This window comes from Herbaspirillum sp. RTI4 (assembly GCF_034313965.1).
Lineage (GTDB): Bacteria > Pseudomonadota > Gammaproteobacteria > Burkholderiales > Burkholderiaceae_D > Herbaspirillum.
Genome location: NZ_JAVIWQ010000002.1, coordinates 3,396,189 through 3,410,656 on the forward strand (window position 1 = coordinate 3,396,189; position 14,468 = coordinate 3,410,656).

Below are 14,468 nucleotides of genomic sequence, written 5' to 3' on the forward strand. Positions count from 1 at the left end.
CTCAGGCCATCCGTTTTTGTTGTTGGTATCCCTTGAGGACTTCATCGCGCAGCACATTCCAGATTTGCCGGTGCAATTCGATAAAGCGGGGATGGCTGCGAATTTCTGCGACGTCACGCGGCCGGTCGAGATCAATCACGAATTCGCCGATCGGATGCGTCGCCGGGCCAGCCGACAGGACGATCACGCGATCCGACATGGCAATCGCCTCATCCAGATCATGCGTGATGAAGAGCACCGCTTTTTTCTTGGCCTGCCACAGCTCCAGCACTTCGTTTTCCATCAGTTGCCGGGTCTGGATGTCGAGCGCGGAAAATGGCTCGTCCATCAGGATGATGTCGGGATCGAGAATCAGCGTTTGCGCCAGCGCTACCCGCTTGCGCATGCCGCCCGATAACTGGTGCGGGTAACGGTCGCCAAAGCCTTGCAAGCCGACACGCGTGAGCCATTGTTCGCCCAGCTCGACTGCTTCGGCGTCGTCCATGCCGCGATATTGCAAACCGGCGATGACGTTTTGCAGCGCGCTGCGCCACGGCATCAGCGCTTCTGCCTGGAACATGTACCCGGCCCGAGGGTTGATCGAAGTCAGCTCTTCGCCGAAGACTTTGACGCTGCCGGTAGACGGCTGTAACAGTCCGGCACCGACATTGAGCAGCGTCGATTTACCGCAGCCGGTAGGGCCGACCACGGAAACGAATTCGCCGGGGGCAATCGTCAGCGTGGTATCGGCTACGGCAGTGTAGCGCTGGGAGGGGTTGTCCTTGGAGACAAAGGTGCAGGAAATATTATCGAAACTGAGTGCTGGGATCATCGTGAAAACTTTTCACACGGTAAGAAAGAAAAAGACAATGCGCCACAGAGAGAAACGAAGTGGCGCATTGCATTATGCAGATTAGGGGCAGCGCACCTGAGCACGCTGCGAGCTGGTACTGACTGGTATTTTTTACTTGTATTTTGCGTCGGCTTTGAGGACGAATTCGTTGGTGTAGGTTTTCGACAGATCGAAAGTTTTTCCGGCCAGATCAGGCTCGAAAGTTTGCAGTGTTTTCAATGCCGTGGCAGGGCCAGCGGCCGGGAACAGGCCATCCGGCGACATCGCTTCCCGCACTTTCATGAAAGCAGCCAGGTACAAGGCACGGTCGCCCAATTGGTAGCTTTCCGGCACCACCTTGATGATGTCGGACGGGCCAGCTTGTTGTATCCACTTCAGCGCCCGCACCATGGCGTTAGTCAAAGCCTGCGTCGTATGCGGATTTTTTTTCAGAAAGGCGTCGGACGCGTACAGCGTCGCTGCCGGCATCGGACCGCCAAAGACGCTCTGGGTGTCTTTCAGCGTGCGGGTATCGGCAATCACACGCATTTCATTTTTTTGCTCCAGCATCGAAATGACCGGGTCCAGATTGGCCATGGCGTCGATCTGACCGGAGCGGAACGCAGCGACTGCACCCGCGCCAGCGCCGACACCGACGAAGGACACATCAGACGGTTTCAGACCGCCCTTGGCCAACACAAAACTGGCCATGATGCTGGTCGATGAACCGGGCGCCGTAACGCCAATTTTTTTGCCTTTCAGATCGGCAATGCTTTTGTAATTCGGCATGGTCTTGTTGGAGACGCCCAACACGATCTGCGGCGCGCGTCCCTGCAGGACGAAGGCGGTAATGGCCTGACCCTTGGCTTGCATGTTGATCGTATGTTCATACGCGCCGGATACCACATCCGCGCTGCCGCCTATCATGGCCTGCAAGGCCTTGGCACCGCCGGCGAAGTCGGAAATTTCGACTTGCAAGCCTTCATCTTTGAAATAGCCGAGTTGCTCGGCAATGGTCAGCGGCAAATAATAAAACAGGTTTTTGCCGCCAACGGCGAGTGCGATTCTGGTTTTTTCGAGAGCGGGCGCGGGTGGCGCAGATTGGGCGAACAGCTTGCCGTTGAAAGTAAAGTAACCGAGTAAAAAGAGTCCGAGGGCGATCGCCAGCTGCTTCCAATTCATTTTCATTTTTTTGTCTCCGGGAGTTGATGCAGGGCCAGTCTCAACGACCCTTTTTGTTTTATTTGTGGCACCACTGATTCGGCACAGCAAGCAAGGCAAACTCAGGGAGAAAAACACAGCCTTGAGATTGCACCGCGCAGCGGCTTCATCCGTGGTGCCTTATTGATGTGTGACGCATCAGCACACTGCCAACATCATACCCCAGCATGGAGGCATGCCGCTCTCAGGTCGCCCTGCGGTCGAGCATGGCACGGGCGATGGTACCGGCATCGACATACTCCAGCTCGCCTCCCACCGGCACGCCGCGCGCCAAACGGCTGACTTTGAGACCGCGCGCTTTCATCATTTCGCTGATGTAATGTGCCGTTGCTTCACCTTCATTGGTGAAATTGGTGGCCAGCACGACTTCCTGAACCACGCCGTCGGCGGCGCGGGCGATCAGCTTGTCGAGATGAATATCCTTGGGGCCTATGCCATCGAGCGGCGACAAGCGCCCCATCAGCACAAAATACAGTCCTTTATAGGTCAGCGTCTGTTCGATCATTAATTGATCGCCCGGCGTTTCGACCACGCACAGCAGGCTGGTGTCGCGTCCCTCGTCCTGACAGGTATCGCACAGCGATTCTTCGGTAAAGGTATTGCACTGCGCGCAATGGCGGATGTTTTGCGCTGCCTGCGCCAGCGCGCGGCTCAATTGGGCGGCACCGTCGCGGTCGTGCTGCAAGAGGTGAAAAGCAATCCGTTGCGCGGATTTCGGCCCGACGCCGGGCAGATGGCGCAGAGATTCAGTGAGGAAAACGAGGCTGTCAGGTGTTTTCAAGGCGTCTTCTAATAGTTATTAATATATAAAAGCGATATAAAAGCGATACGAATGCGACAACAATGCGACACCAATGCGTCCATCCACAACGGGACGAAAGCGGGACGGAAGCGGGACGAATCAGGCCTGACGAAAACCCGCCAATGCTTCCGCCGTCATCGAGGGAATGAACTCGGTAATCGTATATTCCGCCACTTCCCCGATGGAAAATGGATCGGATTCCATGATCGATTCCATCTCGGCGCGATCAGCCACGTCGGCAATAATGATGCCGCCTTTTCGCGGCACCTTGCGCCCCGACATCAGGAAATTCCCGTTGGCGTAATGCTCGTTCAAAAAATGCTTATGCGCAGTCAGCAAGAGATCGACCTCCGCCGCTGACTTAATGTAAGTAATCGAAATAACGAACATGACGCCTCCCATTAACATTCAGGCAGTACGTTGCGGAAATCGCTGGGTCAATAACTAAGCGGCATCGCGCAGTAAATTTCAATCTCAGCAAGGAACTGCTGAACGTGGAAGCATCAAGCGGGCAAGATAAAAACAAAACCGCAGTAACACTTCAGTACGGTGAACATCACATCCCCGAAATGACACCGGGCAGTAGCTCTTCCCTCCCCCACCGCACGCCACAGGAATCGCTGACCAAGCGTAGCGAGCGACAGGGTAAGAAGCGCAGCCGTACTTGAGTACGGTGACGATTTTGAATCCTTGCAGCCCTGAGATTGCGCCGCGCAGCAGCTTAATCAGCGATTCCTCTCAGAAGGGCATTTTGAAGCCGGGAGGCATGCCGGCGGTCATGCCCGACATTTTTTCCTGCGACACGGCCTCGGCCTTGCGCACTGCGTCGTTAAATGCGGCGGCGACCAGATCTTCGAGCATGTCCTTGTCGTCGCTCAGAAGCGATGGATCGATCGATACCCGTTTGACATCGTTCTTGCAGGTCATCACGACCTTGACCAGCCCGGCTCCGGACTGACCTTCAACTTCGACCAGCGCCAGCTGATCCTGGGCTTTTTTCATGTTGTCCTGCATGGCCTGCGCCTGCTTCATCAGTCCTGCCAGTTGCCCCTTCATCATGCGTATGCTCCTCGTTCACTATGAATGTAAAAAATTGATGTGTCTTGCACCACAACCAGGCCCTGCGCTGTCTATCTCCGCTGTCTGCCCCTACAGCGGGCGAATGGTTCCCGGTAAAATGCTGGCGCCGAAATCACGCATCATCGCCTGTACGAAAGAATTGCCAAGCAAACTGGTTTCGGCTTGTTGCAGACGGTGTTGCCGCAAGGTGGTCGCCTGGACTGCCGCAGTATGCACGACGCTGCCGGTTTCGGTATCGATGCGGACACGCTTGCCAAAATGTTCGCTCAGGGTAGCTGCCAGTTTTTCTATCGTCCCGGCAGGACACAGATTGACGATGGCGGCAGGTAGCCGAAAATAAAAATCGAGGGCGTCGCCGGTGACTTCACAGCGCAGCAATTCGCTGTTCTGCGCCAGTTGCTGTGCTACGCCGCGCACCGGCAGAACTGCCGCCAGCAGCGGCCAGTCGCCATCCCATCCGAAGCTGGCGCCAACTTGTTGCAATCGGAGCAAGGTTTCGGGGTCTGGTACGGCCGGAGCGGCTACTGGCGCGGAGATCACGACTGCGGCCGGCGTCGCAACCGGCGCTATCGCGCTCGTTACGGCACTTGATTCAGTTTTTTTTTGAGCTGGCGAGCGGGCTTCCATTGAGGGGTCTTCGTCCCATGGCGGCGGTTCGCTGGAAAATTGCATTTCTGGTACTGGCGCTGCGCTGGCCGTTGCACGCGGTGCGACCTCGACTGCAACAACCGGGGCGGCAGCAACGACTGGCACAGGGGCGCTCACAGCAGGTGCCGGAGTGCGTCCGGTTCGGGTGGAATTAGGACGCACGCGCGCGGCTTCCAATGCCGCCGCTCTGCCAGCGCTCATCGGCATGCCCGGGGCGATGGCAACTACTGGCGGTGCCGGAGGAGCAACGGTAGCCAGAGCCGCTGGCGCAGATTCGCGCGTCACTGCAACGCTGGCGACTGCCACCGCCGGGGTCGCCAGTAATGGCGCAGCAGGACGGATGGATGCGGGTGCGGATTGCGACGTGGCAGGTACGGCAGAGGCAGCAGGTCTGACCGCGGCAACGGCGGCAGCTCTGGCGGTACCCGGCGGCGCTGAGGGAGCCGGTTCGGCGCCGGTCACTGGCCGGAAAGCGAGCATGCGCAACAGCGTCATGCTGAAACCGGCGTATTCGTCCGGGGCCAGACCCAGTTCGTTGCGTCCATGCACGGCAATCTGGTAAAACAACTGCACATCTTCGGGCGTGAACGCCGTCGCCAGTCGCAAAACATCTTCGCGATGCGGCAAATCGTCAGCCAAGGCGGCCGGCACGGTTTGCGCCAAAGCCACCTGATGCAACAGGGTGCCGAGATCCTGCAAGGCCGAGTTATAAGAAAGGCTGCGTGCCGCCATGTCATCGGCAATCGCTAACAAACCTACGCCATCCTGCGCCGCCAGCGCATCGAGCACGCGGATCAGATACGACTGGTCGAGCGCGCCCAGCATGCCTTGCACAGCATCGAGCGTGACCTTGCCTGCGGCGTAGGCAATGGCCTGATCGGTCAGCGACAAGGCATCGCGCATCGAACCTTGCGCACCCTGCGCCAGCAAACGCAAGGCGGGGGTTTCAAAGGCGATGTCTTCCTGTCCGAGGATATCTTCCAGATGGCTGACGATGTGGCCGGGCGGCATCTGCTTGAGATTGAATTGCAGGCAGCGCGACAACACCGTGACGGGGATTTTTTGCGGATCGGTCGTTGCCAGAATGAACTTGACGTGCGCAGGCGGCTCTTCCAGCGTTTTCAGCATCGAGTTGAAAGCGTGGTTGGTCAGCATGTGGACTTCATCGATCATATAGACCTTGAAGCGGGCATTGGACGGCGCGTAGACCGCCTGTTCCAGCAACTGCGCCATTTCATCGACGCCGCGATTGGAGGCAGCATCCATTTCGATGTAATCAACAAAGCGTCCGGCATCAATCGCCACGCAGGCTTCGCATACGCCGCAGGGCGTGGCGGTGATGTCGCCATGTCCATCCACGCCACGGCAATTCAGGGCCTTGGCCAGAATACGCGATAGGGTGGTCTTGCCGACGCCGCGCGTCCCGGTAAATAAGTACGCATGATGCAGGCGCTGCTGCTCCAGCGCATGACGCAGAGCGCGCACGACATGCTCTTGCCCGACCAGCGTATCGAAGCTTCCGGGGCGATATTTACGAGCGAGGACTTGATAGGACATCAGGGTGGGGAACGAGTGGTGGGATCAACAGGCATTTTACCCGACCTGCGATAAGAGACCCTGATAATCGCCCGGGTGCAAATCGCGACTCTTCAGAGACAAGGATGAGACAAGGATGGAACGGCAAACTGTGGAAAAAACAAATGAGGCAGCAGAGGGAGAATAAAGCGGAATGATACTGAGGGGACTAAGGTAATTGCGCCATGCCTGAGCAATTACAACATCTAAAAAGGCGAGCCTTGTCTGCGGCACTTGCAGGTAATGACTGTGGCTGCTTCGTTCCCGACCTGACCAGGTTGGCCATGCCACAATGCGCAGGGGCCCGCCGGGGTGGATTGTACCTCAAACCAGGGGGGCCTCGCGCACTACCTGCCGGAAAAATATTGGCGATGGCGGTGCGCTGGCATGGATCCCGGCAACTTAGATTCCCAATTGCTCCCAGATGTCGTCCACCCGACGCTTGACCTCGGCGCTCATTTCTATCGGACGGCCCCATTCGCGCGAGGTTTCGCCCGGCCACTTATTAGTAGCGTCGATGCCCATCTTGCTGCCCAGCCCGCTGACCGGCGAGGCAAAGTCCAGGTAATCGATAGGAGTGTTGTCGACCATGACCGTATCGCGCACCGGATCGACGCGGGTGGTAATGGCCCAGATCACTTCTTTCCAGTCGCGGATATTCACATCTTCGTCGACCACGACAATGAACTTGGTATACATGAACTGACGCAAAAAACTCCAGACGCCGAACATCACCCGTTTAGCGTGACCGGCATACGATTTTTTCATTTGCACCACGGCCATCCGATAACTACAGCCTTCGGGCGGTAGATAGAAGTCGGTAATTTCGGGAAATTGTTTTTGCAGCAGCGGAATGAACACTTCGTTGAGCGCCACGCCCAGTATCGCCGGTTCATCCGGCGGTTTGCCGGTATAGGTGGAGTGATAGATAGGGTCGCGGCGCATGGTGATGCGGTCGACCGTAAACACCGGGAACATGTCCTGCTCATTATAGTAACCAGTGTGGTCGCCATACGGCCCTTCCAGCGCATGCTCGAATCCCGAGGAATGGCTGGCATCAGGATAGATATGCCCTTCCAGCACGATTTCAGCGAAGGCCGGCACCTGCAAGTCGCTGCCGATCGCCTTGGTCAGTACGGTGCGGCTGCCGCGCAGCAAACCGGCGAACTGATATTCGGACAGATTATCCGGCACCGGCGTGACGGCCCCCAAAATAGTCGCAGGGTCAGCGCCCAGCGCGACCGAGATCGGGTACGGTTTGCCAGGATGCAGCAGCGCGTGTTCGCGAAAATCCAGCGCCCCGCCCCGATGCGCCAGCCAGCGCATGATCAGCCGGTTGCGGTCGAGCACCTGCTGCCGATAAATCCCTAAATTTTGCCGCTTTTTATGCGGCCCCTTAGTTATTACCAGTCCCCATGTAATAAGAGGGGCGATATCGCCCGGCCAGCAATGCTGAATCGGCAAACGGGCCAGATCGACATCATTCCCTTCCCAGACAATTTCCTGACACGCGGCGCTCTTCACCACTTTAGGCGCCATGTCCCACAAGGATTTGACCAGCGTGCCGAGGCCGAGGATGTCCTTGAAATCTTTAGGAGGTTGCGGCTCTTTCAGGCGCGCCAGCAGGTGGCCGATATTACGCAGCTCGCTGACATCTTCCGCGCCCATCCCCAGCGCCACGCGGCGCGGCGTACCAAACAGATTGGCTAGCACAGGGATGTTCTGATGACCGGCATGCTCGAAAAGAAGCGCTGGTCCGGCCGCCCGCAGGGTGCGGTCACAGATCTCAGTCATCTCCAAATGGGGTGATACGGGTATCGAAATGCGTTTAAGCTCATTAATTTGTTGCAATTGGGTAATAAAATCACGTAAATCTGAATATTTCATCTTTTATCCGCATCTCGATAATTAGCGTAACTGCTTCAAGTCCGCTAGGCAAACGTTTGATTTTATTGATTTTTAGGGGCTGACTAGTCCGATAGTAAGACATAAAAGTAATATAAAATTACATTATCAGTATTGACTCAATATAAAGAGCCTCTTACAATTCGCCCACTTTGAAACAAGTGCGAATGCAACGTAAAAAACAAACGCTCAAAAAAACACGATGTCAAGGATTTTCACCGGGACTGGGCCCATAGCATTTTTTCTAAGAGTGTATTCATAAGGCGTCAGCCTTAACCCTGGTAATTGTTTGCATAGACGCTAGCCAAGCTAAGCATATGCGAACCAACGAAGCCCACCGTAACGCTTGCGACGGTCGGCTATTTGATTGCAGCAGAAGTCCATTTTAATGAGCCCTTACTCTTGGCTCGGGAATGCCTTTTGCCGCCGTAATTTGGAGGTCCATTTGTTAAATCAATCCCTGGCTTTGCCGTTGGACGGCGCGCGCCATGCACTAAACAAGTATGTAGCCCCTGTGCTGCAAGTCGCTACGCGCGTCTACAAAGCAACGCACCACGCCTTAACGCTGGCGGGTGTTGTCGCGCTGGCGACTCTGGCAGTCATGTTTTTCAACCCGAGCTTTGCCGACCGCCTGATGGCCTTGTCGCCATTCGCCAGCGAAGACGCTCAGGAAGCCCCTATTGCCGTCCTGGCACCAGTGCAGTCCCCACCCCTCGCCAACCTGATGAGCCCGCCACAAGCGCCGGTAATGGATGTCACTACCGCCACCCCCACACCGCTCAGCGCCGAAGAGCGCAGCATGATGGGTACCCCCCGGCAACAGAAGCTGGTCACCAACTGGCTGTCAAAACGCTATCGTGTGGCCGGTGACGCGACCGATATGCTGGTTTCCGCCGCCTATCTGACGGCGCGCGACATCAAGATCGACCCTTTGCTGATCCTGGCCGTGATGGCGATTGAGTCGGGATTCAACCCCTTTGCAGAAAGCCCGATGGGCGCGCAAGGCCTGATGCAAGTCATGTCCAAAGTGCATCACGATAAATTCCAGCGACTGGGCGGCATCAAGGCCGCATTGAATCCTGTCGCCAATATTCAGGTGGGCGCATTGATCCTGAAAGAATACGTAACACGCAGCGGTTCCGTAGAAGGCGGTCTGAAAAGCTACGTCGGCGCAGCGGACATGCAAAACGACGGCGGTTACGGCTCCAAGGTTCTGTCCGAATATCAACGCCTGAAAGAAGTATCGAATGGCAAGAACGTACCGTTAATCACCAATGCCGTCATGCTCAAACCACGTCCGGCAGCAGCACCGGTATCGAAAGAAGCCGATGCAAGCGCAGCCAGCATGCACCAGAACGCGCTTGAAATCGCGCAGCTGACCAAACTCTGACCTAAGCTAAGACACGCCGCCACACGCTACTACGAGGATTATTAGCGCCGCTTAACCGCAGCGCTCACCCTTAGCACAAAGATATAAAGCAAAAAAGCCGGATTCCTGTTTTCAGGTATCCGGCTTTTTTCATTAGGCCTTGCGCGACGAATGAGACTTGGGCGTGTTGACGTTTCGTTTGCGAATGCGAACGCTTAAATTGCCTTAATCAGACGACGCCACGCGCCGCTCCCTGCCGGCAAAAAAGACCTGCAAGCGCCGCACGGCCTCTTCCAGATTCTCCATCGAAGTGGCATACGACAGTCGCAGATACCGGCGCGCCGTATGCGGCCCGAAATCCAGTCCCGGCACCAGCACCACCCCCGCCTCATTGAGCATCTCCAGCGTCAAACGATCCGCGTCGTCAGACCAGCCACTGCAATCGGCATACACGTAAAAGGCACCGTCCGGCTTGACCGGCACCGTGAAGCCAAGGCTTTCCAGCGCCGGCACGATATAGTCGCGGCGACGCTTGAACTCGGCCTTGCGCTCTTCATAAAGCGCAATCGAATCCGGCGTAAAGCACGCCAGCGCCGCATGCTGGGAAATCGCAGAAGGACAAATGAACAGGTTTTGCGCCAGTTTTTCAATCTGCGGTACCAGCGCCTCCGGCGCCACCAGCCAGCCCAAGCGCCAGCCGGTCATGTTGAAGTATTTGGAAAAACTGTTGATAACGATCACGTCCTCGCCCAGCGCCAGCGCCGAAGCGGGTGCGCCGTCGTAAAACAGGCCCTGATAAATTTCATCGACGATGGTAAAACCGTTCCGCTCACGTACGGCCTCGACAATCCCACGCAACTCCTCGGGATGAATCGAGGTACCGGTCGGATTGGAAGGTGAAGCCAGCAGCACGCCGCGCGTCGCCTCAGACCAATGTTCCCTGACCATCGCTTGCGTCAGCTGAAAGCGCTGCTCCGGTCCGCTGGGAATCAGCTTGGCATGGCCCTCAAAGGCCGAGACGAAATGGCGGTTGCAGGGATAAGAAGGATCGGGCATCAAGACTTCGCTGCCTTTTTCCACCAGCGCTGCGCACACCAGCAACAAGGCGGCGGAAGCGCCAGCCGTCACCACGATGCGCGACGGTGCAATCTGTAAGCCATAGACCCGCTGATAGTAGGCAGATATTTCGGCACGCAGCTCGGGCAAACCGGTCGCCGCCGTATATTGCATCTTGCCGTCCTGCATCGCCGCGGTGGCCGCGGCAACTACGGCGGGTGGCGCGGTAAAGTCGGGCTCGCCTATGCCCATATGGATCATGTGGCGGCCCTGCTGCTCCAGCGCTGTAGCCAGCTTGGCCAGCTCCATCACATGAAACGGCTCAATCTGCTGCAAACGGGAAGCAAAATTCATGGGGTCGGTTACCAGACTAGGAAGAAAGAAATAAGGAATAACAGGAAGTGGTCGCCGCCGAAAGGCGGGCCGGAGTCGCTGACAAGCTCCGGCGAGCCGGACGCTGTCAGGAGATCTTACTTGCGGGCTGCGCCGACTTCTGCAACGCGCACCTTGGCCGCGAACTTGTCGAGGACGCCGTTCACGTATTTATGGCCGTCGATACCGCCGAACGATTTAGTCAATTCAACCGCTTCGTTGATGACCACCCGGTAAGGGATTTCAATATGGTTCTGCAATTCGTAAGCACCGATCAGCAAAACAGCGTGTTCGACCGGGGACAACTCCGTCACCTTGCGGTCGATCAGCGGTGCCAGATCGGCGCGCAGCGCGCCGGCATCGCGGATAGAGCCATTGAGCAGGGCGTGGAAGTGTTCGTTGTCTGCCTTGTCGAAACCATGCGCTTCGCGGATGTTGGATTCAATGGCGCTGGCGTCTTCGTTGTGCAACAGCCATTGATACAGTCCTTGCAGGGCGAATTCGCGCGCGCGATGGCGCGGTGTGCGGTTCTTGCTGGGATTGGCGTGCGGGGTTTTTGAGGTGGTCATGGTATGCAGACAAAGTCGGTAGGAGAGAGTTAGAAATGCCGGCGGCAAGCATAACGCTCACCTGCCGCCATCAGTCGTGGCCGGCGTCGATCACGACGGCCAGCGCTTGCGCTTAGGCACTTAGTCAATCACCTCATCGTCATCGTCGAGCGCGCTTGCCAGTTCGGCCAGCGCCAGCGACAGATTCGCCATTTCCACTGCGACCCGGGCGGCATCCGCGCCTTTTATTTCCATCCGGGCTTCGGCCTGCTCATCGTTTTCGGTGGTCAGCACGGCATTGGCAATCGGCAATCCGCTGTCGAGTCCGACCCGCGTGATACCCGCGCCGACTTCATTGGAGACCAGCTCGAAATGATAGGTCTCGCCGCGAATGACGGCGCCGATGGCAATCAGGGCATCGAATTGCCCGGTATCGGCCATTTTTTGCAAGGCCAGAGGGATTTCCAGCGCACCGGGCACGCTGACATGCAGAACGTCTTCATCCTGCACGCCCAAATGCATCAGTTCGGCCAGCGCCGAAGCCAGCAAACCGTGGCAAACGTCTTCGTTGAAGCGCGACTGGACAATGCCTATGCGCAAGCCCGCTCCGGCCAGATTTGCTTCGTAGGTGCCTATAGTCATGATTTCTCCTTTGAGACGCGCAATGCGCGGGGTAATGAATTACAACGGACCTGGCAGCCGGATTCAATTCCGGCCAGACTCAGGGTACCGTCTGATAGCTGGACACTTCCAGATTGAAACCGGTCATCGAAGGCATTTTCCTTGGGTTGGCAAGCAACTTCATCTTGCACACGCCGAGGTCTTTCAATATTTGCGAGCCGATACCGTAAGTGCGTAAATCCATACTGGCCGATTTGCGCGGCTTGGGCGTTTGGTTTTCTGCATCGCTGAGAGCGGCAAACTGGTGAAACAACTGATCTGCCGATTCTTCGCAATTGAGCAGCACCAGCACGCCGGACGGCGCGGCCTTGATCGCCTTCATGGCGGCAGCGATGCTCCAGGAGTGCGTCGTCGCTTCGCTTTCCAGCAAATCGAGCACGGAGACCGGCTGATGCACCCGTACCAACGTCTCGATGCCAGGAGCAATCTCGCCATGCACCAGCGCCAGATGCGCGCCGCCGCTCGGCTTGTCGCGATAAGCAATGGTGTGGAACGGGCCATGCACCGTCTGCATCGCACGCTCCGCCACTTTTTCGATGATGCTTTCGTTGCGGCTGCGGTATTGGATCAGATCAGCGATGGTGCCGATCTTCAGGCCATGCAGCTCGGCGAACTGAAGCAGGTCCGGCATGCGGGCCATGCTGCCGTCATCCTTCAATATTTCGCAAATGACCGAGGCCGGCGTCAGGCCTGCCATCTGGGTCAGATCGCAACCGGCTTCGGTATGGCCGGCGCGCATCAGCACCCCGCCCTTCTGCGCCCGCAAGGGAAAGATATGGCCGGGCTGGACGATGTCACTCGCCACAGCATCTTTGGCAACCGCTGTCTGAATGGTACGGGCCCTATCGGCGGCGGAAATACCGGTGGTCACGCCTTCGGCGGCCTCGATCGATACCGTGAAGTTGGTACCGAACTGTGTGCCGTTGCGTGTGGACATCATGCTCAGTTCGAGCTGATCGCAGCGCTCTTCCGACAAGGTCAGGCACACCAGACCACGCGCATGCGTGACCATGAAATTGATGGCTTCGGGGGTGACGAAATCGGCGGCAAGCACCAGATCGCCTTCGTTTTCGCGGTCTTCTTCGTCGACCAGAATGACCATGCGCCCGGCGCGCAATTCTTCGATGATTTCTTTGGTAGTAGCAATCGGCATGATGGATATCCCTGAATAGCCCGCTATTTTAAAGGATTTAAGTCCGGGCTACGGTACGAACGACGAATGAGCAATAAATCGTCGAGGAATTAACACTCAAGCGACGATGCGCTGCATGCGTTGGAGCGCCTGACGCAGCAATTCAGGATCGCCGGCGGCGAGCAGTTTGGAATCGGACAAAGTCTGACGGAACGCCCGCGCTCCCGGCAGCCCGGCCATCAGACCCAGCATGTGGCGCGTGATGCTATTGACCCGCAAACCCTTGCCGCCATCACCGTGGCGCGCCAGCTGCTCGCGCATGTAGGGCAGCATGGCTTCGATGACCTCCTCGCGCGAAGCGGCTAAGCCATCTGGCTGATCCGGGTAGTAGCGGCGGTCGAAGTCCGCCATCAGAAAGGGATTGTGATAGGCCTCGCGTCCCAGCATCACGCCATCGACATGCTGCAAATGCAGGTCAATGTCCTGCACCGTTTTGACGCCGCCGTTGAGGATGATTTCCAGCGCCGGAAAATCGCGCTTGAGCTGATACACCACCTCATATTTCAGCGGAGGAATTTCACGGTTCTCCTTGGGACTCAATCCTTTCAGCACCGCATTACGGGCATGCACGATGAATGTGCTGCAACCGGCCTGCGCCACAGTACCGATGAAATCACGCACAAAACCGTAAGCATCGATATCGTCGATGCCGATGCGGTGCTTGACCGTCACATCGATATCCACCGCATCGCGCATGGCCTTGACGCCATCGGCCACCAGCGCCGGTTCCGCCATCAGGCAAGCACCGAAGGCCCCCTTTTGCACGCGCTCCGAAGGACAGCCGCAATTGAGGTTGATTTCATCGTATCCCCACTGCGCACCTAGCCGAGCGCTTTTGGCCAGATCGGCCGGTTCGCTGCCGCCCAGTTGCAAGGCGACCGGATGCTCCTGCTCGCTGAAATCCAGATGCCGCGCCACATCGCCATGCAACAAGGCACCGGTGGTGACCATTTCCGTATAAAGGAAACTGTGGCGCGTGATTTGCCGGTGGAAAACGCGGCAGTGACGGTCGGTCCAGTCCATCATCGGGGCGACGCTGATGGTTCTTTTGCCGGCAGAGGTTGATTTCATGGAAATAGCGGCCTGATTTTCAGATTTTGATCAATCTGGGTGAAAAATTGGGTTGTGGCAAAAAAGCATACGACTTCATGCTATTTGCACCGGGGCACCTCAAAAGTGTGCCAATGTGTCGCCAATGAAGCGCATCA

Annotated in this window: 13 protein-coding genes and 1 other RNA gene; 1 reads left to right on the plus strand and 13 read right to left on the minus strand. The window is 57.1% G+C overall.

What is annotated here, in order from left to right; all coding sequences use genetic code 11:
- Position 1: 1 nt before the first annotated feature.
- The 8 genes from RGU70_RS15115 to ubiD all read right to left on the minus strand — a co-directional run bounded on the left by RGU70_RS15115 (position 2) and on the right by ubiD (position 8,024).
- Positions 2-811, minus strand: coding sequence for an ABC transporter ATP-binding protein (locus tag RGU70_RS15115; RefSeq protein WP_322210217.1), 810 nt, complete (start codon positions 809-811; stop codon positions 2-4).
- Positions 812-943: 132 nt separating this feature from the next.
- Complete coding sequence (locus tag RGU70_RS15120; protein ID WP_322210218.1) at positions 944-1,999, minus strand: ABC transporter substrate-binding protein; 1,056 nt, start codon at positions 1,997-1,999, stop codon at positions 944-946.
- Between the two features lie 217 nt (positions 2,000-2,216).
- A complete protein-coding gene (recR, locus tag RGU70_RS15125; protein ID WP_322210219.1) occupies positions 2,217-2,813 on the minus strand; it encodes a recombination mediator RecR in 597 nt (198 codons plus the stop codon).
- A gap of 120 nt (positions 2,814-2,933) precedes the next feature.
- Entirely contained in the window at positions 2,934-3,224 is a 291-nt protein-coding gene (locus RGU70_RS15130) for a YciI family protein (RefSeq protein ID WP_322210220.1), read from the minus strand.
- Positions 3,225-3,572: 348 nt separating this feature from the next.
- Positions 3,573-3,893 carry a YbaB/EbfC family nucleoid-associated protein gene (locus tag RGU70_RS15135; RefSeq protein WP_322210221.1) on the minus strand — a complete coding sequence of 107 codons (321 nt, stop codon included), beginning with the start codon at positions 3,891-3,893 and terminating at the stop codon, positions 3,573-3,575.
- Positions 3,894-3,983: 90 nt separating this feature from the next.
- The gene (locus RGU70_RS15140; RefSeq protein ID WP_322210222.1) at positions 3,984-6,119 is read right to left on the minus strand and encodes a DNA polymerase III subunit gamma/tau; all 2,136 of its coding nucleotides are present in this window, start codon (positions 6,117-6,119) and stop codon (positions 3,984-3,986) included.
- A 228-nt stretch (positions 6,120-6,347) separates the two neighbouring features.
- Positions 6,348-6,446, minus strand: an RNA gene (gene ffs, locus RGU70_RS15145) — signal recognition particle sRNA small type.
- A 93-nt stretch (positions 6,447-6,539) separates the two neighbouring features.
- A complete protein-coding gene (gene ubiD / locus RGU70_RS15150) occupies positions 6,540-8,024 on the minus strand; it encodes a 4-hydroxy-3-polyprenylbenzoate decarboxylase (protein ID WP_322210223.1) in 1,485 nt (494 codons plus the stop codon).
- A gap of 463 nt (positions 8,025-8,487) precedes the next feature.
- Between ubiD and RGU70_RS15155 the strand changes: the two genes are divergently transcribed.
- Complete coding sequence (locus RGU70_RS15155; protein WP_416186532.1) at positions 8,488-9,432, plus strand: transglycosylase SLT domain-containing protein; 945 nt, start codon at positions 8,488-8,490, stop codon at positions 9,430-9,432.
- Positions 9,433-9,636: 204 nt separating this feature from the next.
- Here RGU70_RS15155 and RGU70_RS15160 read toward each other — a convergent pair whose 3' ends face one another.
- The 5 genes from RGU70_RS15160 to dusA all read right to left on the minus strand — a co-directional run bounded on the left by RGU70_RS15160 (position 9,637) and on the right by dusA (position 14,331).
- Positions 9,637-10,821: a pyridoxal phosphate-dependent aminotransferase gene (locus RGU70_RS15160; RefSeq protein ID WP_322210224.1), complete on the minus strand. Its 1,185-nt coding sequence runs from the start codon at positions 10,819-10,821 to the stop codon at positions 9,637-9,639.
- Between the two features lie 116 nt (positions 10,822-10,937).
- Positions 10,938-11,408: a transcription antitermination factor NusB gene (nusB, locus tag RGU70_RS15165; protein ID WP_322210225.1), complete on the minus strand. Its 471-nt coding sequence runs from the start codon at positions 11,406-11,408 to the stop codon at positions 10,938-10,940.
- A 120-nt stretch (positions 11,409-11,528) separates the two neighbouring features.
- Positions 11,529-12,029: a 6,7-dimethyl-8-ribityllumazine synthase gene (gene ribH / locus RGU70_RS15170; RefSeq protein ID WP_322210226.1), complete on the minus strand. Its 501-nt coding sequence runs from the start codon at positions 12,027-12,029 to the stop codon at positions 11,529-11,531.
- A 79-nt stretch (positions 12,030-12,108) separates the two neighbouring features.
- The gene (gene ribBA, locus RGU70_RS15175; RefSeq protein WP_322210227.1) at positions 12,109-13,221 is read right to left on the minus strand and encodes a bifunctional 3,4-dihydroxy-2-butanone-4-phosphate synthase/GTP cyclohydrolase II; all 1,113 of its coding nucleotides are present in this window, start codon (positions 13,219-13,221) and stop codon (positions 12,109-12,111) included.
- A gap of 96 nt (positions 13,222-13,317) precedes the next feature.
- Positions 13,318-14,331, minus strand: a complete 1,014-nt coding sequence (gene dusA / locus RGU70_RS15180) for a tRNA dihydrouridine(20/20a) synthase DusA (protein ID WP_322210228.1) — start codon at positions 14,329-14,331, stop codon at positions 13,318-13,320.
- Between the last annotated feature and the right edge of the window lie 137 nt (positions 14,332-14,468).